Origin of the sequence: Thalassospira profundimaris (genome assembly GCF_003326755.1) — a bacterium.
GTDB lineage: Bacteria > Pseudomonadota > Alphaproteobacteria > Rhodospirillales > Thalassospiraceae > Thalassospira > Thalassospira profundimaris_B.
This window is the reverse complement of record NZ_JPWH01000011.1, coordinates 138,304-162,709: the sequence shown is the minus strand read 5'-3', so window position 1 is coordinate 162,709 and position 24,406 is coordinate 138,304. Positions and strand designations below refer to the sequence as shown.

17 protein-coding genes are annotated in these 24,406 nt (G+C 54.8%); 7 read left to right on the top strand and 10 right to left on the bottom strand.

Features of this window, described 5'->3' with window-relative positions; genetic code table 11:
• Positions 1-148: 148 nt before the first annotated feature.
• The 5 genes from TH25_RS14265 to TH25_RS14245 form a co-directional block, all read right to left on the bottom strand.
• Entirely contained in the window at positions 149-976 is an 828-nt protein-coding gene (locus tag TH25_RS14265; protein ID WP_258549164.1) for an inositol monophosphatase family protein, read from the bottom strand.
• Between the two features lie 24 nt (positions 977-1,000).
• The gene (locus tag TH25_RS14260; RefSeq protein ID WP_114089082.1) at positions 1,001-2,083 is read right to left on the bottom strand and encodes an ABC transporter ATP-binding protein; all 1,083 of its coding nucleotides are present in this window, start codon (positions 2,081-2,083) and stop codon (positions 1,001-1,003) included.
• Entirely contained in the window at positions 2,080-4,317 is a 2,238-nt protein-coding gene (locus tag TH25_RS14255) for an ABC transporter permease (RefSeq protein WP_258549163.1), read from the bottom strand. The genes TH25_RS14260 and TH25_RS14255 overlap by 4 nt, the downstream gene beginning before the upstream one ends.
• A 104-nt stretch (positions 4,318-4,421) precedes the next feature.
• On the bottom strand, positions 4,422-5,453 hold the full coding sequence (locus TH25_RS14250; protein ID WP_114089081.1) for an ABC transporter substrate-binding protein: 1,032 nt from the start codon (positions 5,451-5,453) through the stop codon (positions 4,422-4,424).
• A 342-nt stretch (positions 5,454-5,795) separates the two neighbouring features.
• On the bottom strand, positions 5,796-6,848 hold the full coding sequence (locus TH25_RS14245) for a LacI family DNA-binding transcriptional regulator (RefSeq protein WP_114089080.1): 1,053 nt from the start codon (positions 6,846-6,848) through the stop codon (positions 5,796-5,798).
• Between the two features lie 321 nt (positions 6,849-7,169).
• Between TH25_RS14245 and TH25_RS14240 the strand changes: the two genes are divergently transcribed.
• Positions 7,170-8,030, top strand: coding sequence for a branched-chain amino acid aminotransferase (locus TH25_RS14240; protein WP_114089079.1), 861 nt, complete (start codon positions 7,170-7,172; stop codon positions 8,028-8,030).
• Positions 8,031-8,153: 123 nt separating this feature from the next.
• The gene (locus TH25_RS14235; protein WP_114089078.1) at positions 8,154-8,693 is read left to right on the top strand and encodes a YgjV family protein; all 540 of its coding nucleotides are present in this window, start codon (positions 8,154-8,156) and stop codon (positions 8,691-8,693) included.
• 16 nt (positions 8,694-8,709) lie between these two features.
• On the opposite strand, the gene TH25_RS14230 is transcribed toward TH25_RS14235, so the two are convergent.
• The 4 genes from TH25_RS14230 to TH25_RS14215 all read right to left on the bottom strand — a co-directional run bounded on the left by TH25_RS14230 (position 8,710) and on the right by TH25_RS14215 (position 16,223).
• Positions 8,710-10,902, bottom strand: a complete 2,193-nt coding sequence (locus TH25_RS14230; RefSeq protein WP_181847625.1) for a WG repeat-containing protein — start codon at positions 10,900-10,902, stop codon at positions 8,710-8,712.
• A 173-nt stretch (positions 10,903-11,075) separates the two neighbouring features.
• Positions 11,076-11,681, bottom strand: coding sequence for a DUF4136 domain-containing protein (locus tag TH25_RS14225; protein WP_114089076.1), 606 nt, complete (start codon positions 11,679-11,681; stop codon positions 11,076-11,078).
• A gap of 177 nt (positions 11,682-11,858) precedes the next feature.
• Positions 11,859-13,454 (bottom strand): lysine--tRNA ligase, encoded by a 1,596-nt coding sequence (locus TH25_RS14220; RefSeq protein WP_114089075.1) that lies wholly within the window; start codon positions 13,452-13,454, stop codon positions 11,859-11,861.
• 177 nt (positions 13,455-13,631) lie between these two features.
• A complete protein-coding gene (locus TH25_RS14215) occupies positions 13,632-16,223 on the bottom strand; it encodes a methyl-accepting chemotaxis protein (protein ID WP_114089074.1) in 2,592 nt (863 codons plus the stop codon).
• 491 nt (positions 16,224-16,714) lie between these two features.
• On the opposite strand from TH25_RS14215, the gene TH25_RS14205 reads away from it, so the two are divergent.
• The 4 genes from TH25_RS14205 (at position 16,715) to TH25_RS14190 (ending at position 23,052) form a co-directional block, all read left to right on the top strand.
• Positions 16,715-17,794: a sensor histidine kinase gene (locus tag TH25_RS14205; protein WP_114089072.1), complete on the top strand. Its 1,080-nt coding sequence runs from the start codon at positions 16,715-16,717 to the stop codon at positions 17,792-17,794.
• Positions 17,791-20,280: an EAL domain-containing protein gene (locus TH25_RS14200; RefSeq protein ID WP_114089071.1), complete on the top strand. Its 2,490-nt coding sequence runs from the start codon at positions 17,791-17,793 to the stop codon at positions 20,278-20,280. Before TH25_RS14205 ends, TH25_RS14200 begins: the two co-directional genes overlap by 4 nt.
• Before the next feature lie 160 nt (positions 20,281-20,440).
• On the top strand, positions 20,441-22,516 hold the full coding sequence (locus TH25_RS14195; RefSeq protein WP_114089070.1) for a methyl-accepting chemotaxis protein: 2,076 nt from the start codon (positions 20,441-20,443) through the stop codon (positions 22,514-22,516).
• 149 nt (positions 22,517-22,665) lie between these two features.
• Positions 22,666-23,052 (top strand): MAPEG family protein, encoded by a 387-nt coding sequence (locus TH25_RS14190; RefSeq protein ID WP_114089069.1) that lies wholly within the window; start codon positions 22,666-22,668, stop codon positions 23,050-23,052.
• Positions 23,053-23,119: 67 nt separating this feature from the next.
• On the opposite strand, the gene TH25_RS14185 is transcribed toward TH25_RS14190, so the two are convergent.
• Positions 23,120-23,572, bottom strand: a complete 453-nt coding sequence (locus TH25_RS14185) for a MarR family winged helix-turn-helix transcriptional regulator (protein ID WP_114089096.1) — start codon at positions 23,570-23,572, stop codon at positions 23,120-23,122.
• Positions 23,573-23,867: 295 nt separating this feature from the next.
• Here TH25_RS14185 and TH25_RS14180 point away from each other — a divergent pair, with 295 nt between their 5' ends.
• Positions 23,868-24,293, top strand: a complete 426-nt coding sequence (locus TH25_RS14180) for an organic hydroperoxide resistance protein (protein ID WP_114089068.1) — start codon at positions 23,868-23,870, stop codon at positions 24,291-24,293.
• The last annotated feature ends 113 nt before the right edge of the window (positions 24,294-24,406 follow it).

The following is a 24,406-nucleotide window of genomic DNA, read 5'->3' as shown; positions in this document are numbered from 1 at the left end:
ATTCAATATGTTGCGGGATTTTTTCGTGTCAGAAAACGACATTTTCGTCCGGTTTTTCGTCAGATTTCGGCAAAAATAACGCAATTTTAAACGGCAAAAACCGGCAATTTTCATGCCGGTTTTCAACAAGACAGAATGCCAAATGCCGTTACTTGACCCCGGTCATCTCCGAAAGCACATCCGCCACCTTTGGCCCTGCCACCAGAATAGGAGCGCCGTCTTCCAGCACATTGGGGGCATCGAGAAAGCCATTGCACCAGCCCCCCGCTTCGCGCATCAAAACAATGCCCGCCATGCAGTCCCACGGGTTGATATGTGGTTCAAAATAGCCAATCAACCGGCCCGATGCCGCATAGGCCATCATCAGCGCACAGGAACCATTGCGAATAAACATCCCCTCGCGGTCCAGAAGATCGGTAAGAAAGGGCACAAGTGCGCCACTTTCCGTCCGGTGTGACATGCCAACGCCCATCACGCCCGCATTGACATTATCCACCTGGCTGGCGGCAATCGGCTTGCCATTGACCGTCGCCCCCTGGCCGATACAGGCGGCAAACAGCTCGTCGCCATTGGGTTCGTAAATCAGGCCAATAACCGCCCCGTTCCCCACCATCAGGGCCACCGAAATCACCCAGGTCGGCATTTTATTGACAAAACACGCCGTGCCATCAATCGGGTCAATCACCCACAGGCAGTCATTTTTGCCGCGATCAATGCCCATTTCCTCGCCGAGATACCCATCATCGGGAAATTTCGCCGCAATCTCGCGACGGATAACCGCTTCAACCTCTTTATCGGCAATGCTGACCACATCAAGCGGATTGGCCTTGCTTTCAACAACCAGTTCATCCACCCGACGATAATAATCCATCGCCACCCGGCCCGCTTCGCGCACCACCGTAATGGCATGTTCAAAACGCGCCGCAATGTCACCATCGCCCATCACCGCCGTTACCGCATCTGCCGCTTCTGCCATGTTTTTTTCCTTTTCTATTACAGGTCACTGACCCGAGACAAGCGCAAGACCCCGTGCCGCAAAGCCGATCCCAACTTCGCTGCCCGCCCGGATCGGCGCATCGATCCGTCCGTCAATCACAAACAGTTCGCCCACTTCACACTGCACGGTGTAATGCATGGCGCTACCAAGATATGTCGCATGCGTCACGTTACCCTTTAGCGACATTTGCGCCCCTTCCGCGCCATCGCTCAGGCGCACCGCATCGGGCCGAACGGCAACTTCAACACTGCCAAGGCCATGTCCACGCTGGCGCAGCGTCACCCGCTCCCCGCCAATATCCACATCGGCCATCTCCCCGTTCAGGGCAAAAACCTCGCCCGTCACAAGGTTCGCATCGCCAATAAAATCGGCAATAAAGGCCGATGCCGGTTCTTCATAAAGCTGGCGCGGGGTGCCCTGCTGGGCAATCACGGACCGGTTCATGACGATAATCCGGTCCGAAACCGCCAGGGCCTCTTCCTGGTCATGGGTCACATAAACCGCGGTTAAGCCCAGCTTTTGCTGCAAATCACGAATTTCGGTGCGCACATGGCGGCGCAGTTTTGCATCCAGGTTTGAAAGCGGCTCATCAAGCAACAAAACCTCTGGCTCCAGCACCAATGCGCGCGCCACCGCCACACGCTGCTGCTGCCCCCCCGAAAGCTCGGATGGCAACCGGTCGCCATAATCCGCCAGTCCCACAAGGCCCAGCCCCTCGCGCGCCCGGTCATGGGCTTCGGCCTTTTTCTGCCCGCTCACCGTCAGGCCATAGGCCACGTTTTCCACCACGCTCATATGGGGAAACAGCGCATAGGACTGAAACACCATGCTCACATCGCGGTCCGTCGCGGGCAGATGCGTCACATCCTTGCCCCCAATCATGATCCGCCCGGTCGTCGGGTGTTCCAGCCCGGCAATCATGCGCAATGTCGTTGTCTTGCCACATCCGCTTGGCCCCAACAGGGTCACAAGCTCGCCAGGGTGAATATCAAACGACACATCATCAATCGCCGTAACCGCGCCCTTGCCATAGGTCTTGGTCACATTTTCAAATACGACCGACCCGGCCCGTGTTTTCAGTGTCATGAATGTTTCTCCCGTAAGCCATTCAGGGCAGTTTTCCCGCCTGTTGTCGTTGTATCGCTGGCAACCCGGTCTTCGCGGCGCAGCTTGCGTTTGCCAATCAACCCCTGCACCACGACAATCACCGTCAGCATCACCAGGATCAGCACGCTGCAATAAGCAATCGCCACGCCATAACGCCCGTTTTCCACCAGCCCGATAATGTAGGATGTCGCCATGTTATGGTCCGCACTGACCAGAAAGATCACGGCACTGACCGACGTAATCGCACGCACAAAGCTGTAAACAAGTGCGGCAACAATGGCCGGGCGCAACAGCGGCAATATCACCTTGCGAAAGGTCGTAAAGCTGTTCGCCCCCAATGTGAGGGAGGCTTCATCCAGGCTTTTGTCAAGCTGGCTCATCGCTGCAATCCCGCCACGTACCCCGACGGGCATATTGCGAAACACAAAGCAGATCACGAGGATCACACCCGTGCCGGTCAATTCCAGCGGCGGCACGTTAAAGGCCAGAATATAACTCACCCCAATCACCGTGCCGGGGATGGCAAAGCTCAGCATCGTGCCAAATTCAAAGGCATTTTTGCCCCTGAAATTTTGCCGCACCAGCAAATAGGCCGTCGTCAAACCAACTGCCGCCGTCAAGGGGGCCGCCAGGATCGAAATATTCAACGTCGTCCAGAATGAATCCCACGCCGCCCCGGCCCAAACGATGCCGTGGTCGCTCCAGCCAATGCCAAAGGCCTCAACATAGTTATCCAGCGTCAGGCTGTTATCAAAACCCCAGCGTTTGACAAAGGCACCAAAGAAAATCATGCCGTAAATGACAATGGTAAACAGCGCCCAGGGAATGGCCGTGCCATAACATACCCGGCGCAAACCGGTGCTTAGCCCCACATGCGCGCCATTATCGGCCTTGCCCGAAACCGTGGCGTAGGATTTTTTACCCAGCCAGAAACGCTGTGCGGCAAAGGCCGAAAGTGTAAAGACCAGCAGAATAATCGCCAGCACTGCCGCCCGGCCCTGGTCATTTTGTGCACCGACAATGGCAAAGAAAATATCGGTCGATAAAACCTCGTAATTGCCGCCCAAAACCATCGGATTGCCGAAATCGGCCATGCTTTCGATAAAGGCCAGCAAAAACGCATTGGCAAGGCCCGGCCGCATCAAGGGCAGCGACACATTGACAAATGTCTGCCACCGATCCGCCCGCAGGGTTTGCGATGCTTCCTCCATCGACGGGCTGACACCCTCGACAACGCCTATCAAAACCAGAAAAGAAATCGGGGTGAAGGACAAGGTCTGGGCAAGCCATATTCCAGGGAGGCCATATAACCACCGACCTGCCTCCACCCCGAGGAGATCAGCAATAAACTGCGTTACAGTTCCCGATCTGCCAAAAAGAAGGATAAGGGCCAAACCAATCACGAAAGGCGGGGTAATAATCGGCAGCACCGTTAAAACGCGCAGCGATTTTTTCCAGCGAAACCCTGTTCGTGTCACCACCAGCGCAAAGGCCAGCCCCAATAACGTTGTCGAACTTGCCGTCAATATCGCCAGAATGGCCGTATTCCACGCCACCCCGCAAACACCCCCGGCAAAACATCCCAGTCCCCACACCGTGGGCGAGACAAAATTGCGCATAAAGGCCGCACCCGAAAGCGCACCGTCCATATCGACAAAGGCGCTCATCAAAATGCGTGAAACCGGGAAAAACACAAATGTCGCCACCAGCACAATGATGGTGCCAATCGCGGTTGTCACAAACACATCCCCGCGCATGGTGCCGCGCGCCGCCAGCCCGGCACAAAACAGCACCACAAAACTGGCCGCACAAAACAGCGCGCCATATCCCAGGCCATATTGGCGAACATCCATTTCGCCAAACAGGCTGGTCAGCCAGGCGTAATTGAACCCGAAAACACCAATGGCAAATCCCTGTGCCAGCATATAGCCAAGGCCAAGTGCGCCCGATGCAATCAGCACCCTGCCAAAAACCGGGTCCTGGCGCGGTCGGCCAATCACGGCCAGCGGGGCAATCAAACATATTGCAACCGGCAACAGCCACGGCCTGTCATACACAAAACCCTGCAAAATCGCCGGGGCATAGTCGCCATAAAACGGATAGCCATCCGTCAGCCATTCCAGCGTCCAGAAACCATATTCCTGCTGGTACCACGGCAATATGACAAATCCGATCCAGCCGATCGACAGCCAGAACCACAACAGTCGGCGCACGGGGCAGTCTCCTGTTTAAAAATCATATCTCGGGAAAATAATCAGGCAGCAGGAAAGGCAGGCAAACCCGCCCTTCCACACCCAAAACAGAAGCAACAACGCACTTATTGCGGCGCTGTTTTCACTTCTTCATCCCAGCGCGACAACAGGTGACGGCGGGTCTTCTCCGAACCATATTTGGCAAAATCGTAATCGATCAGCTTGATGTCCGTCAGGCGCGGGGCATTTTCCGGCACCGTGGCATCTTTGTTGGACGGCACCTGATAGGATCCGGCCTTTTCCGCCATCGATTGTGCTTCGGCACTTAACGCAAATTCATACCAGATCTTGGCATTCTCAAGGTTGCGTGCCCCCTTGATGATGCTCATCGATCCCACTTCATAGCCCGTCCCCTCGCAGGGCGAAACGATTTCAATCGGCGCACCCTGTTCTTTTTGCGTCACCATGTCGTGCATAAAAGTAATGGCAATGGTGGTTTCGCCAATCGCGGCCGCCTTGATCGGGGCAGAACCGGACTTGGTATACTGGTTCACATTCCTGTGCATGTCCTTGAGGAATTTAAACGCCTCTTCCTCGCCAAACAGCTGCACCAGGGTTGCCAGCGCGGTATAGGACGTCCCCGATGAATTGGGGTTTGCCACCTGGATTTCGCCCTTATAGGCCGGGTTCGCCAAATCCTTCCAGCATTTCGGGGCGGGCAGGCCCTTGCTTTTTAAAAGGTCGGTATTATAGCCAATGCCAAGTGCGCCGGCATAAACGCCCACAGTGCGGAAATTGGCATTCTCGGCCTGGCGTTTCGCCCAATCCTGCAAATTATCCAGCAAGGGCGATTTGTATTCCGTCGTCAGGCCTTCGGCCGCAGCCTGCAAATGCGGGTCGCCCGTGCCCGCCCACCAGATATCAAGCTTCGGGTTGCGGGCTTCGGCACGCACCTGGGCATAGGCCTCGCCAGAGCTTTTGCGCACCATCGATACATCAATATCGTATTTTTTCTCGAACTCGGCTTCCATCAGTTCGCACCAGGCATTATCGGCCGAACATACAACATTCAAACGGCCCGCCGCCTCGGCGGACAGGCTAAAAGTCAGGGCACCGGCCGCAAAGGCGCTCCCCAGCAGAATTGTCTTCAGTTTCATTGGAATCCTCCCGATTCAGTCGCATTTCGTTGAATGCACACGTGTGCGCTACTCGTTTGCGCTTCCACATTGGAATAAATAACCCAATTTCGTTATCGATTGACAGATAAATTCCATTTCTCTGTCATAAAAATGTAACAAAAATTGTAAATATCTGTTTTATATACTGTTTTCTTATCGGGATTTAACAGCCAAATGCTCCAGGGACCACTCAAACTATCCGGTTTCAGGCCATCCTCAAATGCACACGTGTGCGCATCTACATTCAAAGACGCCAAATATCAACGAGTCACAGTAATTCAGCCCATTTCTTAAACGGTGCTATATTGCACCGCCTGCCCGTCAGGCACTTGTCCGGCGGATCAGCTCAACAGGTAAAACCGCACGTTTCATCCCCCTGCCGTCAGGCCCCGTCATAAACCGGGCCAGCCGCGAAACGGTTAATTCGGCCAAATCTTGCGCACTTTGCCGGATGGTTGTTAAGTCGTAGGCCCGCTGGCTGCTCGCGGTAATATCGTCAAACCCCACCACCGCCAGATCCTGGGGAACTTTCAATCCCAGTTCAAAACGCGCCGCATCCATCAGGCCCAGCGCGATATGGTCCTTGCCGCAAAAAATGCCATCTGGTGCATCCGGGCGGCCCAAAATCTCCAGCCCGGCCTGAAATCCGCCGTCATAATCCGCACTCCTGCAGCCCAGCGGCGTAAAACGGACCTCGCCACTGGCAAGGCGCGGCGCAATGGCGGCAACAAAGGCCTCCCCGCGGGCATTACCGCTATAGGTACCGCCGCTCATATTCAAAAAACCCAAATGGTGTTTGCCTGCCGCCAGCAGGGCTTCGGCGGCCAGGCGACCACCGGCTTCATTATCGCAATTCACCACATCCGCCCCTTCCAGCAACCCGGCCCGGTTCACCAGCACCACGGGCACATTGCGGCGAATAAAATGCTGCCCAATCTCCGGCGACGGGCTTCCCGATGTCACCACAACCCCGGCCACCTGATATTGCAATAAATGCAGCATGGACCGCGACATATGCTCGGGCTCGGACACATCAATCACCAGGGGCCGATAGCCAATTTTCTGGATCGCACTGATCAAATGGTGCAAAAACTGCACCCGAAACGGGTCTTGCAGCCCCGATGTCACCAGCCCGACCAGGTCGCTTTTGCGCCGGTTCATCGACCGCGCAATCTGGTTAATCTGGTATCCCAGCCGCTCGGCCGTTTCCAAAACCCGCTGGCGGGTTTCCTCGGAAATCCGCCCGTCGCCCGACAGGCACCGCGACACCGTTGATCGTGCAACGCCCGCCTCCCGCGCCACATCGGCCGATGTGACGCCCCGATGATCCGGGCTGGTATTTATTTTATCTGGCCTTTGCTGCTCATCACCCACGCCAAAAACTCCCGCGCTTGATCATCCGCCAACCACCCGGCATATGAACCATTCATGTGGGCTCGTCCTTTCCGGCCAGCCCCATGCCGGTCCCATGCCAGTCCCGTGCCAGCCCAATTTGTATGACTTTATTGTTTTGCGCACAAGCGCACACGTGTGCGCGCATTGCGCCAGAAAACCACATCCACAGGATGCAGGGCACATCGTCAGTTTTCTTTGACCACAGCCGGTTAAAAAATCTATGCTTGTTTCCTCATATTCTTTGCCCCACCGGCGCGCAGTTTGACCTGCCCGACAATAAAGAAATCAGGAGACAACAAAATGGGTAACGCCACCCCTTCCAAAACCTGGACCTGGCATCAGGGTACCTGGCACGAAGGCAACCCGGCCATTATCGGCCCGGCAACACATGGCATGTGGATGTCTTCCACCGTGTTTGACGGTGCGCGCCGCATCAATGGCAAAACGCCGGACCTCCGCCCCCATTGCGCCCGCGTCCTTCAATCCGCGCGCCTTATGGGGCTCGAACCGACCATCACAGTCGATGAAATCCTCGCGCTGGTTGCCGAGGGGCTGACCAAATTTAATCCCGATGTTGCGCTTTACATCAAACCGATCATTTACGGCGAAACCGGCTTTTTGGCACCGGATGCCGACAGCGCCCAGTTTGTGCTCTGCATTAACGAAAGCGCCCTGCCCGATGCGATTAAAACCGGCTTTAGCGCGCGAAAATCCAGTTTCCGCCGCCCTTCCCCCGAAACCGCCCCGACAGAGGCCAAGGCTTCCTGCCTCTATCCCAATGTCGGCCGTGCAGTCAACGAAGCCAAACAAAGCGGTTTTGATACCGGCGTCATGCTCGACCCGATGGGCCACGTTGCCGAATTTTCCTATGCCAACCTGTTTTTCGCCAAGGATGGCACCGTTTACACCCCGGCCATTAACGGCACCTTCCTTAATGGCCTGACCCGCCAGCGCGTGATCCAGTTGCTTACGGATGATGGCATCACCGTTGTCGAAAAAGCCGTGAAATACAGCGAACTAGAAAATGCCGACGAAATCTTTGGCACCGGCAATTTCTACAAGGTCGCCCCCTGTGTGAAACTCGACGACCGCAACCTCCAGCCCGGCCCGCTCACCAAACGCGCCCAGGAACTTTATTGGGCTTTTAGCGAAGCCAGCTAACCCGGCCCCAACACCCTTTCATATTCCACGCGCAAAAGCCGACACCATCCCGTCGGCTTTTGCCTTTTGGAGATATGCCACCACCCCGTCACACCACGTCACGCCATACTATGCGGATCATTCATGCCTGAAACCTTCCTTAATGACGCAACCCCGCGCTGGCTTTTGGGGCAGATCGCCAGTTTCATCGCTCTCGGCCTGTTCATTGCCGGTTTCGCCAGCAAGGATGACCGCAAACTGTTGCTTATTCTAATGGCGGCAAATACCGCTGTGGTGGCACAATTTGCCCTGCTGGGAAGCTGGGTTGCCAGTGCCATGACCGGGATTGTCATTTTGCGCATCCTGCTGGCACGCCATTATCACGGCAATTACCCGGTCATGATCAGCCTGCTTTTGCTGACCATCATCGCCGCCTGTTTCACCTGGCAGGGATGGAGCGACGCCCCTGCCCTGATCGCCGGGCTGCTGGGCACCATTGCCATGTTCCTTTTTCATGGCATTGTGCTGCGCTGGTGGCTGTTTACAGCGGCCTTTTTCTGGGTGCTCAGCAACCTTGTCGCCGGGGCCATTGGCGGCATAATCGCCGAAGCCCTGGTGATGATCATGAATCTGGTCACGATCTGGCGGTTAAGGAAAGATGCCCAACAGCACCCTTCCCTTTAAGTTGATGGCCGTTACATTACGGCCCGCACGCCGCATTTCCGAGCTTCAAAATATGATCCCTGATACAGGGGTCGGCATCCTTCAGCGAAAACTGGAGCAACCCGTCATCTCGGCCGCTGACTTTGACATAAAGCTTCTCGCCATTCGTGCGGATCAATTCATAAATCTGATCCCCCACATTATAAACGAGCTTGACCTTTTTAAATGTCCCCTCAAGCAAAGGCTGTTTCACACGGGTCAGGAACACCCAGTTTCCGTCGGACACACGCTTTACGGCAATGAAATCATTATCATGTTTGCCGCCCCGCGTTGATTGCGCCAATATATAGTCTGATGCTCCGCCCGGGATCACCTCGGCACCGTTTTCATCAAAAAAAGTCGTTATATTCCCGCGTTGCGCCTTATAATATCCCCAGTCCTCCAAATAAAATATTTCATCATAACCGGGTTCGATAAAAACCTTTCCGGCATCAAGGTCAAACAAACCAACCTTGCGATCATTCTTGATCCGGACAAAATCCCTTTGCGTCATATTTTGCCCGTTATACCAAAACCCCACGTCGTCATAGATGGGTGGAATAAGCAGCTTCATATGCGCATCATACATTTCGGTTTTAAGCTTTTCGCCCTTGCGCCGTGTCACAATAACACGCCCGTCATCGTCGAAATAAATACCGTCTGACGGCTTTAGCGACAAAAGCACCTCGCCCGTGTCGGACGCAACAACGGTTTCCTTTGAATCGGCCGTAATCAACGTATCGCCCAGCAGCCGCAGCCCGTGCCCATTGGAATCGATCTCGTAATAGGACCCCACGCGCGACGAACCATGCTTTGCAACGAACGCATCAAAAATATTCTGCACTGACGACATATCGGACTGATCAATCAGCGTCGCAATCGCCATGCAATAGCTCGGGCTTTTCGAGACGCCCGATATGTTCAGATATACATCCTTGCCCTGATACGGTTTTTGAGCCTTGAGCAGATAACTGACAACGCAGCTATTCTCGAAACGATCCTCTGATCCAATGGAATACTCGAAAATTTCAAACCGCCCGTTCTTCCTGGAAACACTGGCATCGGAATAGTCTCTCCAGTCCCGGTCAATAGCAGCCCACGTTTCGCGCAGCCGTTTTTCATCAAGAATCTCGACATAACCCTGCAATTCTGGCGCATTTTCGTCCCCCGGATCAAACCGCCAGTCCTCCCCGAACTGTGTTAAAAAGCCATTCGGCTGCAAAACATTCTGCACGTGATTCAGCAGCATTTCCTCAAAACCGGATTGTGCATCCGGATACATATCCGGAATGGGCGAGGTCAAATAATCCTCCACCACAATGTCCGTTACCTTATCACCCGATACAGCCGATTTTATAATGGCAACAAAATCCTTGGCCTCGGCCAGATCAACCGCATTTCCCGAAATGAAATATCGTTCCTGATCATCCTTTAGCGTTTTGATAATCCGATAACCGCCATCGGCCTTGCGACCGACCAGAATGCCATCGCCCACATCCCGGAAATTTTTGTATTTCCTGTAAAATTTGGCATAAATGTCGTCTTCATACGACAACCGGATTAGATAAAATTCAATTTGCCCCAAGGGCCTGTCTTCCGGTGACGTCGCCCGCAAAACATCATCGGACGCAAAATATGTCATCGGCACATTAATCGAAAAACGGTTATAGAAAACGCCTTTTCGCCACCCGCCCGTCAGGGGTTTTACGGCTTCCAGTTCGGCAAAGTCCTGTTCCGCAGCCCGGTTCTCGGTGCGCCATTTTTCAATCACCGGGGCGTAAAATCCGGAATCCTTTGAAATCACATACGTTTTAGGGGCATACATCCCCGTTTCACCCCCTGAAGCGCGGGACGAAAAATGAAACTGCTTTTGCTTCTGCCTGTGGGGAAGCAACACAAAGGCGCCATCCTGCACCGTGTAGAACGCACCGGAAAGACGTGTGGAAAACGGATAAAGATATTGCAGGAACGGGACATCGAGATAATAAACCGGGCCGCCGCCATTTTCCCAATGCAACACCAGGATCGGAAGATATGAATAAGCCTCAATCCAGTCCTGCTTTTCATCGTCCGGGGCAAAGTCTTGCTCAAAATAATATCCCGGCGCAATACCGCGAAAGACAATAATAACCAGAAAAAGACATAGCAAAACAGCCATGCCGATCAGGCCAGCCCGCAGGTTACGCTTCATTATCTCAACCATCATTTGTTTTTAATTTTATAGAACACTAACTTACCGACCACCCTGCACCGGCTCAACCGGAAATTTTCTTTCCAACAGCCCCAAAAAATAAAGCCAGTCTCATCGACTGGCTTCCAAAAGTTTCAGGTGCAAATAAGCAATGCCATGCCCGCAGGGCGGGCTTATTGCCCCGTGTCGGCAGGCACCATCGGCGCGCTTTGCCCGGCCATATAGGGGTAATTGGCAAAAATCGCGGCAATTGCCTCGTTAATAGCGGAATCCGGGTAAGAATCCCCGTCCGTTCCCAGCCAGTTGCCGGTCTTGCCTTCCCACACGGTTTTGTTGGTTTCCCTGTCAATCAGGTCAATCACCACCTCGCCGCGCACATAGGTTTCTACCCGGCCGGTATCACCAAACAAGGGCACGCCAACACCAATACCGCTTCGCCCGCCAGACCCGTAATAGCCGCCATAGGACGGCCCCGGTCGCACCACCTGCTGGTCACGCGTATCAATATGGTAATCCACCAGCAGATCCGGATGATGAATATCAAGCTTGTAGCCATGTGCCTGCATCTGGGCGGCGATCCGGTCTTCCATGCGCTGCCCGGTCAGGGTGGTATATTGTCCATCCCTGTCCTTGCCTGCCGATTCCACAAAGGCATAGCTGTGATAGGCGCCAAAATCGGTCGCCGGGTTCTGGTCAACATCAACACGCGGCCCGGTTGCACAGCCCGCCATCATCAAACCGGCAACAACAACCAGCCATTTAGGGCGTTTAAATGCCATCTCGTTACTTTCCGTTTTGTTTACCTGGGTCAAAACTGCCAGTACCGGCGGACATAATCATGAAACTACGGCATTTTTTTGCCGGTCTGATTTTATGGACAATTTTGAATCAAAAAGACCCGCCATGTTCCGGCGGGCCTTCGTCATATCGCGCGGTCTTTGGGAAAATCAGGTGCCTTACGCGCCCAAATCTTCGCCTGCCAACGCGCGGTCGATCAAAGCAACGCTTTCGTCAATGCCATACAGCGCGATGAAGGATCCCATGCGCGGGCCCTGTTCCTGGCCCAGCAGAATTTCATAAAGCGCCTTGAACCAGGCCCGCAGATCGGCAAAGCATTCGTGCTTCTTGCCAATTTCATAAACTGCATTCTGGATCTCGCTGCCGCTGGTGGCTTTATCCAGCCCCACCAGCACATCGCGCAGTTCCACAAGGGCGGCGCGTTCTGCCTCGCTGGCTTCGCGGTATTTTTTCGTCGGTTTAACGAAATCGCGGTAATAATTCACCGCATAGCCCACCAGCTTATCCAGGTAAGGCGCATTTTCCGGCGTTGCCCCATCGGCATAGCGCGAAATAAAGCCCCACAGGACATCCTTGTCGTCGGTATTACAAACCGAGACCAGGTTGAGCAAAATACCAAACGAAATCGGAATATCGCGGTTCGGGGCCGTACCGGCATGAATATGCCAGGCCGGGTTCTGAAGCAGCTTCACCGGGTCGGTTTCGGTTTTCAGCTTCTCGGCAAATGTCAGATATTCATCCACCGTTTTCGGGATGACATCAAAATACAACCGCTTTGCCGCCTTCGGCTTCTGAAACATGAACAGCGACAGGCTGTCTTCCGGCGCATAGGTCAGCCATTCCTCCACCGACAGGCCATTGCCCTTGGATTTGGAAATCTTCTGGCCATTTTCATCCAGAAACAGTTCGTAGTTAAAGCCTTCCGGCGGGGTGCCGCCCATTGCCTTGACAATCTTGTTGCCAAGCTCGACCGACGGGATCAAATCCTTGCCCGCCATTTCATAATCCACACCCAGCGCATACCAGCGCATCGCCCAGTCCGGCTTCCACTGCAATTTGCAGTTCCCGCCCGTTACCGGGGTCTCCACAAGCTTGCCGGTTTCCGGGTGTTCATAAACAATGGTGCCTTCGGCGGCCTTGATTTCCACAATCTTGGCCATCAGCACTTTCTGGGTATCCTGCTCGACCGGCATGAACGGGCTATAGGTCGCCCGGCGTTCTTCGCCCAAGGTCGGCAGCATGATTTTCTGGATCCTGTCGTAAACTTCCAGAACCCGCAGCAAGGCGGCATCAAACATGCCCGAACGATAGCAATCGGTCGATGACTTGAATTCATATTCAAAGCCAAAACCGTCAAGAAACTCGCGCAGGCGGGCATTATTGTGATGCGCAAAGCTCTCGTATTTGCCAAACGGGTCCGGCACGCTGGTCAGGGCCTTGCCCAGATGCTCTGCCACCATCTCCCGGTTGGGAATGTTATCGGGCACCTTGCGCAGGCCGTCCATGTCGTCGGAAAAGCAAAACAGCTTGGTCGGAATATCGGACATGGTTTCAAAGGCGCGGCGGACATAGGTTGTGCGCGCCACTTCGCCAAAGGTGCCGATATGCGGCAGGCCCGACGGGCCATAACCGGTTTCAAACAGGACATAGCCTTTTTCCGGTTTCTTGTCTTTGTAACGCTGCACCAGCTTTTGGGCTTCGGCAAAAGCCCAGACATTGCTGTTTAACGCGGCATCACGAAGATCGGCTGTCATTTTTGAAACCTTGAACAAGTGTTTTACAGAAAAAGCGGATTTTGCGCCGAACAGTTTATCATGATTCGGCGCCGCCAGAAGCTAGCCCCGCTTGCGCACAAGATCAAGCATAGAGCGCACATAGCCCCATGCTCGCCCAAACATGGCTGAAATTCCCGCGCAAACCGGTAAAAACACTTACGATGCCTGGCGAATTTCGCGCAAAAAACCATTCACCGCATCGCCCAGGCTGGCCGCCTCGCGCAGCAGCCCTTCGGCAATGTGCAACACATCGCCCACATCCTGGCGCACGGTTGCGGCGGCCTCCGACAGCACCTGCACATCTTCATTGGCCCGCTGCGTGCCCACCGCAACTTCCTGGGAACGATCCACAATCGATTGCGTCAGGCGCGCCTGTTCGCCCACTGCGGCGGCAATTGCCGATGAATTGCCCTGGATTTTCTGCACCCCGTCGGTCATCAGGGCCACCACCGATGCCGTCTCGCGCGAGGCATCCTGTGTCGCGGCAATCTGGCGCGAAATATCGCCCGTCGAGCGCGCGGTCTCCCCGGCCAGATGTTTCACCTCGTTGGCGACCACGGCAAAACCCTTGCCCGCGTCCCCCGCCCGGCTGGCCTCGATATGGGCATTCAGGGCCAACAGGTTGGTCTGCCCGGCCAACCCCTCGATCAGGCCCACCACGGTGCCAATTTCCGTGGTTGCCTGGGCCAGCCCGGCAATGGTGGTTTTCACCTGTTCGGCCCCGGCGGCGGTATCGCCAATCACCTTGGCGGTTTCACCGGTGCGCTGGTTGATATGCGAAATCGATGTCGAAATTTCGCTGGCTGCCGAAGCCACCTGCTGAATACCCGCCGCCATTTGCGTTGAAACTTCCAGCGCGGCATTGGCCCGCACACTGACCTGATCGGCAATATTGTTCAGGGCCCGGGCACGTTCCGTCATTGTCTGTGCCGCGCCGACCAGCGCCTGCACAATGCTCAACACATCGCGTTCAAACTGTTCGGCAACGGCAATCCGGCCCAGCTTGCGCTGTTCGGATGCCTCACGGCGTGAAATTTCCATCTGTTCGCGGGCCTCATCCATTGCCCGTGCATTGCCAATAAACACCTCCAGCGCCGTGACCATTTCGCTGATTTCATCACTGCCATCATTGCGCAGGGCCACCTGGCGGTCGCCATCTGCCGCCCGACGCATCGCCAGGGCCAGGGTTTCCAGCCGTTTAACAATTCGCCGTCCCACATACAGCCACACCACCAGAATGGAAAACACCACACCAGCCACCGCCAGCGAGATTTGCAAAACATTGGTCTGGTCCAGGGCTGCCTGGGTTTCCCCGGCCCCGGCCGCGGCGGACTGTTCTGCCGCCGTCACAATCGTTGCCACATCATCGGCCAGTTGCGTTGCCGCCTTGCGGTTTTCGCGCATCAGCGCATCATTGGCCGCCAGGGTTTCAAGCTCCTGTCCGCGCAGGGCCAAAATACCGTTATCGCCAAATCCGGTTGCCAGCAATTTGTCAATCAGCCCGGAAATGGTTTTGTCATCCGCATCAAGCTGCGCTGCTTCCGTGCCAATCTGTCTGGCAACCTGTTGCAGGCTCTGGCGCAATTGATCCAGTTGCCCGGCACTGGTGGCGTTGCCCGCTTCGGCCAAACGCCCGACCAGCAAATTGACATCCGCCAGCAACGTGCTCAGGCGGATATAGCTTTCCTGTGCATCAGGCACCTGTACCCCGGCCAGTTGCTGTGTCTGCTCGGCAATCTGCTGGCCCGCCCCGGCAATATGGGTGCGGAAATTCAGCATCATGGGCAGCAAAAAGTTGCTAATATCGCCATCCAGGGCCACGATTTCGTCAACATACTGCGCCAGTTTGTCTGCCAGTTCCGCCTGCTTTTGCGATCCCGGCTCGGCGCGAAGCTGGTTAATGCGCAGCATGTAAATATTTTTGTCATCCCCGCCAAAGGCCGCCAGCTTGTCAATCGCGCCCAGCACCATTTTGGCCGCCGGGTCCTTGGCAAGCGGGCGCAAGGCCCCCTGAATATTGGCAAGGGCTGAATCAAAATCGGTGGATCGCGACATCACCTTGGATGGTTCGGTTTCATAAGCCCCCAGCAATAGCGACTTCGTCAATGCCGCCGTTGCCCCGCGCAACTGGAACATCGGCACAATACGCTGGGACAAATCATCACTGATCGAACTCGATGCTGTTGTGGTTGCCGCCGTCAGGCCCTCAATACTGCTATCCAACGCCTTTTGCGATTTTTCCATCGCCGGTTTCAACTGTGCCAGCAAGGCATCGTGCTGCTTTTCCAGTTCACCAAGCCGGGCCACACGCTGTGCCTTTTGTGCCAGTCGCGTGCCTGTCGCCTCCACCAGCCGGTTGAGGCTGGCATTCAGCGCGGCCACCTTTTGCACCATGTCCTGCGCGGTCACATCATCAAGATGATTTTGCGACAGCCGGTCCACCGCCTGTGTCATCTGTTGCTGTTCGGTGGCACTTTCCTTTTGCAACCGCGCCAGTTCCGCCGCGTCACTGGCGGCATCAATCCGCGGTCCCAGCGCCAGGATACCCGCCGCCGTCGTTGCCAGCCCGTGTGCGGTTTCCAGCAACGGCACCTGGGACTGGGTAATATCGGTCACATGGTCGCGCACCGCCCGGTAGGAAAGCCAGCCGATTGACGCCGCAATACAGGGGACCAGCGCGATTACCCCGAATGCCAGCAACATCTTGGCCTTGATCCCCGTTTTCCCCTTGCCCGGTTTGGCGCCCATTTTAACCTGTCCTTGTGCAGTGCATCACCGGCACGAAACTAGTCCCGGACCGGCAAAAACGCAGCAACGCTTCAGTTAAGTTTTGATGACCCAAAATATATTTATAAATCAAATACTTGAGCCGAAATTTTCCGGCGAAAAATTTGTCTTTACCCCAAACACAAACCATCGGATAGGTCGGCAAAATGTGAATATTGTCACAGGTGGAGTCATCCGGAACGCGCCGCACCTCGCGCAAAAACACCCAAAACAAGAATTTCCTTGCAGAGCATAACCCAAGGTTGACAAAATTGGCTCTCACAGAAAAAATACGACTTGGAAATGTCTCGTTGAACCAGTGATATTGATTTAAAAATCAATCACTCACGACGTTTTTTGTGATAACTATACAAAAGTGGAGCCTTCAAAAAGCAACCTGGAAGGCCGACTTACATAGCAATGCCGGATAGCGGCAGTTTTTATCCACAAAAGTTTGAAGATCGGGGGATTTCATGACTGACGCGGACCAAACCACCCCACCTCCGTCTTTACCGGCCTTCGTCCCGGAAAAGGAGGAGAATGAGGAAAATGACCGGTTTGGCCGTGTTGTCGAACACGCCCCCAATGCCATGATCCTGACCGATCCGCACGGCACCATCACGATGGTCAATGCCGAAACCGAAAAGGTTTTTGGCTATCTGCGCGAAGAACTGCTGGGACAGGCCATTGAAATGCTGGTGCCCCAACGGTTTCGCCATCATCATTCCGGCCTGCGCGACAGTTTTGTCCAAAATCCCGGGCCACGCCCAATGGGGCCGGGCCGCGATTTATATGCCCTGCGCAAAGACGGCAGCGAATTCGCCGTTGAAATCGGCCTTAATCCCATTCCGATGGGCGATCAGATGCACATTCTGGCCGCCATTGTCGATATTTCCGACCGTAAAACACGCCAGGAACATCTTGAACGCTCCCTGCGCGAAAAGGAACTTCTGCTCGCCGAAGTTCATCACCGCGTCAAAAACAACCTGCAAATCGTCTATAGCCTGCTTGATATGCAAAGCGCACAAATCGACGATCCGGGCATTCGCGAGATGCTGCGCGACAGTTGCAACCGTGTCCGCTCGATGGCGCAGATTCACCAGACCCTGTATCAAAGCGAAGATGTCTCCCGGGTCGATCTTGGTGATTTCTTTGACGATCTTCTGAAATCGCTCCATACGTCCTATGTTATTGATTCCGAACGCATCACCATCCATACCGACATATCCCAGGTCTTTCTGCCCATTGGCGTTGCCGTGCCGTGCGGGCTGATTGCCAACGAGTTGCTGTCAAACGCCCTCAAACACGCCTTTCCCGACGGGCGCGAAGGCAAAATCGATATTCATGTCGGTAAAACCGGCGCAAATACCGTGAAAATCACTGTCAGTGACGATGGCGTCGGCCTGCCCGACAATCTCGATATTGAAAATTCGGTCAGTCTGGGTTTGCAACTGGTCTATATGCTGGTGGACCAACTGCACGGCAAACTCGACATCAACCGCATGAACCCGACCTCCCTCTCGATCGAATTTCCGCTGACGGAGGCATCATGAGTGACACCCCCCTCAAAACCACCACTTCGCCCGCATCCTCTGCAAATGCTGGCACGCACATCATGATTGTCGAGGATGAACGCATTGTTGCCCTGCATTTGCGACAACAACTAACCCGCCTGGGCTATGGCCGCATCACGGTCTATAGCTCGGGAGAATCCGCCCTGGCCGCCATTATGGTCGATACCCCCGATCTGATCCTGATGGACATTCACATCGATGGCGATATTGACGGCATCGAAACCGCCGCAGGTGTGCCGGGCTATCTGCATGTTCCCGTCATTTACCTGTCCGCCTATTCCGAAGACCAAACCCTGGAGCGGGCAAAACGCACCCATCCCTATGGCTATCTGATCAAACCCTTTGCCGAACGCGAACTTCACGCTGCCATCCAGATGGCGTTGCAACGCCGCAAGGTTGAACTCGCCCTCAAACACAGTGAAGAACGCCTCTATCTGGCGATGAAAGCGGCCAATATGAGCTGCTGGGAAATTGACCTGAACACCCGCAAAATCGAAACCACCGGTCCCACAGGCATTCTGTATCCCGACGGCAACAGCAGCGGCGTTGCCATTAATCTGGACACATTTCTCGAACGTGTTGTTCCCGAAGACTATAGCTCCGTCAAAAATGCCTTCGAGGATGCGATTGGCAATGGCAATTTTTTTGATGTCGTCTTTCGGGCAAAGGATAGCAAACAGTCTGTTTTCTGGTACCGGGCTCAAGGCAAAACATTCGAGAGAACAACGCAAAATCCGCGCCGTATCATTGGCGTGGTTCAGGATGCCACCGAACAGCAAGTCGCCAGCGCCCGGTTGCGCCAGGCATCAACAGTTTATGAAACCTCGCAGGATGGCATTCTCATCCTTGATTCCAACTTGCGAATTACCAGCGCCAATCGCAGCTATGCCAGTATTACCGGCATCTCCATCAACGCGGCACTGGGCCAACGTCCGCACATTCTGGCCCGCAAAACATTTCCGCTGTCTTTTTACCGCGACATGTTCAAATCCCTGGAAAGCCGAAAACACTGGCAACGCGAAATCAGCACCCAAAATGCCGATGGCGACCCTATCATCCTGATGGTCCAGGTCATCGCGGTGATTGATGATAATAACGGCGACATTTCCCATTATGTTGCCATCATTTCCGACCGTACCGCCATTCGCCGGGCCGAGGAAGAACTGCAATATCTTGCCCATTATGACGGATTGACAGGGTTGCCCAACCGTATGCTCGCCTCCGACCGGCTGGAACGCGCCCTGGAACGCGCCAGTGCCCGGGGCACCCACCTTGCCTGCATGTTTATTGACATCGACAATTTCAAAACCATCAACGATACAATGGGCCATAATGCAGGCGACCAGTTGCTTATTGTGGTGGCGCGACGGCTGAAATCCCTTGTCACTTCCACCGATACAATCGCCAGGCTGGGGGGTGACGAATTTTTGCTGACCGCCGAAGACATCAAAGACCGCCACGCCGCCGCCGACCTTGCCAACCGCCTGCTTCGGGGATTGCGGGTTCCTGTTACGATCGCCGATCGCGAAATCAGCATTTCCGCAAGTATCGGCATCAGCCTGTTCTCCGAGAGGGCCAACAATGCCCAGGATCTGGTCCGCCAGGCCGATACCGCCATGTATGCCGCAAAAAACAGTGGCCGGAACGGGTTTACCTTTTACCAGTCCGCCATGACCGAAGACGCCACCCATTTCATGACCCGCAATCAGCAATTGCAGCGCGGGTTGGAAAATGGCGAACTGGTCCTGTTTTATCAGCCTCAATATTCCCGCAACACCGGGAAAATTTCGGGTGTGGAAGCCCTGATTCGCTGGAATCATCCCACCGAAGGTCTATTGGGGCCGGGCGAAATCATCCCGGTGGCCGAACAAAGCGGCCTGATCAACGAAATCGGTCAATGGGTTGTCGAAGAAGCCTGCGCACAGGCCATGCGCTGGCGCGACGAGGGGCATCCGGCGCTGAAAATCGCGGTCAATGTCTCGGTCCGGCAATTGCGATCCGATGATTTCGTCGCAATCGTCCGGCACGCCCTGGAGATGACAAAAATTTCACCCCGCCAGTTGGAAATTGAAATTACCGAAAGCACCATTCAAAACGACACCCGCATCATCTCGCGACTGCATGAGCTGCGCCGGCTTGGCATATCCCTTGCCATCGACGATTTCGGCACCGGCTTTTCCTGCCTGGGATCCATCAAAAGCCTGCCAATCGAACGCATCAAAATTGACCAGTCCTTTGTCCGTGGCATCCCCAACGACCAGGACAATACCGCCCTGACCGAAGCAATCACGGCACTGGCCGCAAAGCTGGGTCTCGCCGTTACCGTCGAGGGCATCGAGGAAAAACCGCAGCTCGATTTCATCAACAACCTCGAATGCACCGATTTTCAGGGATTTTATTTCTCCCGCCCCATTCCCGCTGCACAAGTCTTCGAGCTACCGGAAATCGCATTTCATACATCATAAATTGCATATTGATATTGCAATATTGCCAGAGCAGTACAATACTAAAGTTTAGGATATTTACCGACGAGAACCTAAACACACATACCTATGAACGAAACCGCCTTCCGCGCGGCACAGGAAAACCGTTCAAAAGTATAGTAACCTTATCAGGAAGACTATAATGCGTTTTTCCAATATGTCTCTTGGCACCAAGCTGACCTGCGTCAGCGCCCTGGCAATTGCCTTCTGCCTGATTGTGGGAATTTTCCTTCAGACAGCGCAAACAAATGCCACGACTGAAAAACTGACCCTTGGCGAAGCCGAAGCTGTTGCTCAATATCAGGCCTCGCAGGCCGGGCGTTTTCTCAATACCGGGATGCTGATTGCCAAAAACCTGGCCGGGACCTTTCGCGCCGCGCGCGAACAGGGTGTTGTCGAACGCAAGGCCTATAATGAAATTCTCAATCGCACCCTGATGGAAAATCCCCAGCTTGCCGGAACCTGGGCAGGGTTCGAGGCAAACGCACTGGATGGCCAGGATGCCGCCTATAAAAATGAAGGCGAACCGTTCGGGGATGGCAGCGGTAAATATGTCACCTATTATTACAATTTCGGCAACGGCATTACCCCCTATCATTTAACCGGCCTCGATAACCCCGAGGTGAACGAATATTACACTGAACCGAAACGCACCAACAAACCCTATGTCACCGATGCCATAACCTATGACATCCAGGGGCGTAACGTTGTTCTCACATCCTTTGTCGTTCCGGTACAGGACGCGAATGGCAAGTTCCTTGGCGTTCTTGGTGCCGATCTTGAACTCAATGCCCTCTCGGAGCGTTTTGCCAAACTTGCGCCTTTTGGCACCGGCACGGTTGATCTGGTCTCAGCCCAGGGCACCTGGGTTGCGCATAAGGACCCCGAAATACGCGGCACCAAACTGGACCCGTCCAATAAAACCCAGGCCGCCATTCTTGCCGCGATGAAATCGGACAAACCAACCCGCCTGGATGACGACAGCTTTATGCGCATCGTTGTCCCCGTCGTCATTCAGGGCTATCCCAACCAGTGGGGCGTTGTCGTCAATGTACCGCTGGCAACCGTTTTTGAACCGGCCAATGCCCTGCGCAATGCCACACTGATTGGCGGCGTGGTTTTGCTGCTGGTGGTGATCGGGGTTATTCTGCTTTCAACCAGCCGGCTGGTCACGCGCCCCATGACCCGGGTGGCCGATGTGATTTCCCATTTGCAACAGGGCAATTTCAACGTCACCATTCCCTATCTGAAGCGGGCTGACGAAATCGGCGCCATTGCCAAGGCGCTGGAAGCCTTCAAGGAAGCCTCCGAGGGGATGCAAAAGGCCGAACGCGAAAAACGCGAAGCCGAACAGCGCGCCAGCGAAACCCGCAATCGCACCCGCATGCAAATGGCCGATCATTTCGAGAAATCGGTCGGCTCCATCGTGGTCCATGTGACGGGTAGTGCAGAAAACATGGAAAAAGTCTCGCACCGGATGCGCAATGCGGCCGATGAAAGCTCCCGCCAGGCCGCCGTTGTTGCCGCCGCCGCAACCGAGGCCAGCACCAATGTACAAACCGTTGCCTCTGCCAGCGAGGAACTCTCCGCCTCGATCCAGGAAATCAGCGAACAGGTCGCACGCTCCGCACAAATTGCCGGGAATGCGGTGGACGAAGCCTCGCGGGCCAATACAATGGTCACCGGCCTTGCCGAAGCTGCCGAACGGATTGGCGAAGTTGTCAGCCTGATCAATGACATCGCGGCACAGACCAACCTTTTGGCGCTGAATGCCACCATTGAGGCCGCCCGCGCGGGTGAAGCAGGCAAAGGCTTTGCCGTTGTCGCCCAGGAGGTTAAAAACCTGGCCAACCAGACAGCCAAGGCCACCGACGAAATCGCCCAGCAAATCGGCTCCATCCAGTCGGAAACCCACAATACCGTGGGCGCGATTGAAAAGGTGACACAAACCATCACCGGCATTAACGAAATCACCTCGGCCATTGCTGCCGCTGTCGAGGAACAGGGCGCGGCAACCGCCGAAATTTCGGGTAATGTCCAGCAGGCTGCGGCAGGCACCAACGAGGTATCCGCCTCCATCGGTATCGTGCGCAATACGGCCGGTGAAACCGGCGACGCCGCCTCAAACGTCCAGAACGATGCAACCGAACTGGCCAAACAGGCCCGCAATCTCGATCAGGAAGTCAAAAACTTCCTCAATCAGTTGCGCAATATCTAGGGCCAGGATCTACCGTCTCGTTCAAACGGGCATATCAACGGCGATGAAACCTTCATCGCCGTTTTTGCCGTGCGATAGCTATTTGCGAAACGCCGTTTTCGCTCTACTCTCGGGGCCATAATCATTCTGGCATTCAGGAGAAACGCCACATGCTTTATATTCCGGCAACCGCATTTCTGACCGGCATTTTCACCCTGATGCTGGTCATTCTCAGCCTGAATGTCTCTTTTCGGCGGCGCGACCTCAAACTGGCCTTCGGTGATGGCGATGACAGCATATTGCGCCGCCGGATGCGCGCGCATGGCAATTTCGTCGAATATGCCCCGATGATGGTGCTGCTGTGCGCCGCACTGGAAATTACCGGCTATGCCAGTACCCGCGTGATCTGGGGGCTTGTGGCCGCCTTTATCATTGCCCGCCTGTTACACGCCCTGGGTATCTTGCGCCTGCCGGGCGGTTCCCAAGCCATCGGCATGGTTCTGCAACATATCGCCATGCTGGTTGGTGCCATCATGTTGCTTGTCGGGCTGGCATAAACTTAAAGACACAACCGGCATCACACGCAAGGCGCCAAACCCTTCACACGAACGATCCAGTGTAGCGTCACACAGTCCGGTCTGCTGCATTCTCCAGCGATGTGCGCAATTTGACCAGCTTGTGGTTAAGGTCAGCCACCTCGTCAAGGTCCAGCCCGCAGGCTTCAAACACGCAGCGGGGCACGTCTTGTGCGTCCTGCTGCAATTTGCGGCCCTTTTGCGTTAACACCACCCGAACCTGGCGTTCGTCTTCCCGGTCACGGTTTCGGCTCACAAACCCGGCACTTTCCAGGCGCTTGATCAGCGGTGTCAGGGTGTTGCTTTCCAAAAACAGCTTTTTACCAATGCTGCGCACCGTTTGCCCGTCTTCCTGCCACAGGACCACCATCACCAGATATTGCGGATATGTCAGCCCAATCCTGTCAAACAATGGTTTGTAGATACGGTTAAAGGCATGGCCTGTCGAATAAATCGAAAAACACAATAACTGATCGAGTGTCAGCGACGATGCACCCGTCATTTTCATCTCCGCTTTTCCCAAACCTCAAAATTTAAATCGCGCACGATTAAATATCAAGCGACTTTATCGCATGACAGAAATCCCAAAAATTAAATCGCGCACGATTTAATCGTGCGATATAACGATTGCAACAAATGGACTTTGGAACGTCACGCGGTGCCAGACGTTACCGATATGCCAACAGAAATCGGTCGGCACGCACCACCGACAAACCCCAACAGGGTTGCAGCAACGGGGTTGCACCCTATCTGATGTGCCCCAGTGCGCATCGCTTTTGAAACAAAGGAAGATGAACATGTCTGTAAAAGTCGTCTATAGCACTTCCGGCTCTGCAACGGGTGGCCGTGATGGCAATGCCAAAACCGAAGATGGCTCGCTTGAAGTCAAACTCGCAACACCGAAAGAAATGGGCGGTGCCGGGGGCGATGGCAACAATCCCGAACAGCTTTTTGCAATGGGCTATTCCGCCTGTTTCATCGGCGCGATGAAGGCCGCATCCTCCCAGGGGGCACCCAAAACCCCGAAGGATGCCTCGGTCAAGGCAACCGTGGGCATTGGCCCGCGCGATGAAGGCGGCTTTGGCCTTGATGTGGACCTGCACATTTCCCTGCCGGGGCTGGATCAGGCCGATGCCGAAAAACTGATCGAACAGGCCGATAAAATCTGCCCCTATTCCAACGCGCTGCGTGGCAATGTCGATGTTCGTCTTCACATCGCCTGAAGTAAAACGTCATCTTTATGGCGGGTCACTCCCCCAGAACTGATCCGCCCATTTCCCGCCCGGCACATCTCCCGTGTGCCGGGCTTTTTTTGGGGGGCACCAGGCAAAACCAA

Excerpts from the sequence above, each read along its gene's own strand:
- TH25_RS14215 (WP_114089074.1), bottom strand. The coding sequence starts at position 16,223 with ATGGGCGCCAAACCGGGCAAGGGGAAAACGGGGATCAAGGCCAAGATG.
- TH25_RS14240 (WP_114089079.1), top strand. The coding sequence starts at position 7,170 with ATGGGTAACGCCACCCCTTCCAAAACCTGGACCTGGCATCAGGGTACC.
- TH25_RS14220 (WP_114089075.1), bottom strand. The coding sequence starts at position 13,454 with ATGACAGCCGATCTTCGTGATGCCGCGTTAAACAGCAATGTCTGGGCT.
- TH25_RS14180 (WP_114089068.1), top strand. The coding sequence starts at position 23,868 with ATGTCTGTAAAAGTCGTCTATAGCACTTCCGGCTCTGCAACGGGTGGC.
- TH25_RS14205 (WP_114089072.1), top strand. The coding sequence starts at position 16,715 with ATGACTGACGCGGACCAAACCACCCCACCTCCGTCTTTACCGGCCTTC.
- TH25_RS14230 (WP_181847625.1), bottom strand. The coding sequence starts at position 10,902 with ATGAAGCGTAACCTGCGGGCTGGCCTGATCGGCATGGCTGTTTTGCTA.
- TH25_RS14190 (WP_114089069.1), top strand. The coding sequence starts at position 22,666 with ATGCTTTATATTCCGGCAACCGCATTTCTGACCGGCATTTTCACCCTG.
- TH25_RS14250 (WP_114089081.1), bottom strand. The coding sequence starts at position 5,453 with ATGAAACTGAAGACAATTCTGCTGGGGAGCGCCTTTGCGGCCGGTGCC.
- TH25_RS14225 (WP_114089076.1), bottom strand. The coding sequence starts at position 11,681 with ATGGCATTTAAACGCCCTAAATGGCTGGTTGTTGTTGCCGGTTTGATG.
- TH25_RS14200 (WP_114089071.1), top strand. The coding sequence starts at position 17,791 with ATGAGTGACACCCCCCTCAAAACCACCACTTCGCCCGCATCCTCTGCA.
- TH25_RS14265 (WP_258549164.1), bottom strand. The coding sequence starts at position 976 with ATGGCAGAAGCGGCAGATGCGGTAACGGCGGTGATGGGCGATGGTGAC.
- TH25_RS14185 (WP_114089096.1), bottom strand. The coding sequence starts at position 23,572 with ATGACGGGTGCATCGTCGCTGACACTCGATCAGTTATTGTGTTTTTCG.
- TH25_RS14235 (WP_114089078.1), top strand. The coding sequence starts at position 8,154 with ATGCCTGAAACCTTCCTTAATGACGCAACCCCGCGCTGGCTTTTGGGG.
- TH25_RS14260 (WP_114089082.1), bottom strand. The coding sequence starts at position 2,083 with ATGACACTGAAAACACGGGCCGGGTCGGTCGTATTTGAAAATGTGACC.
- TH25_RS14195 (WP_114089070.1), top strand. The coding sequence starts at position 20,441 with ATGCGTTTTTCCAATATGTCTCTTGGCACCAAGCTGACCTGCGTCAGC.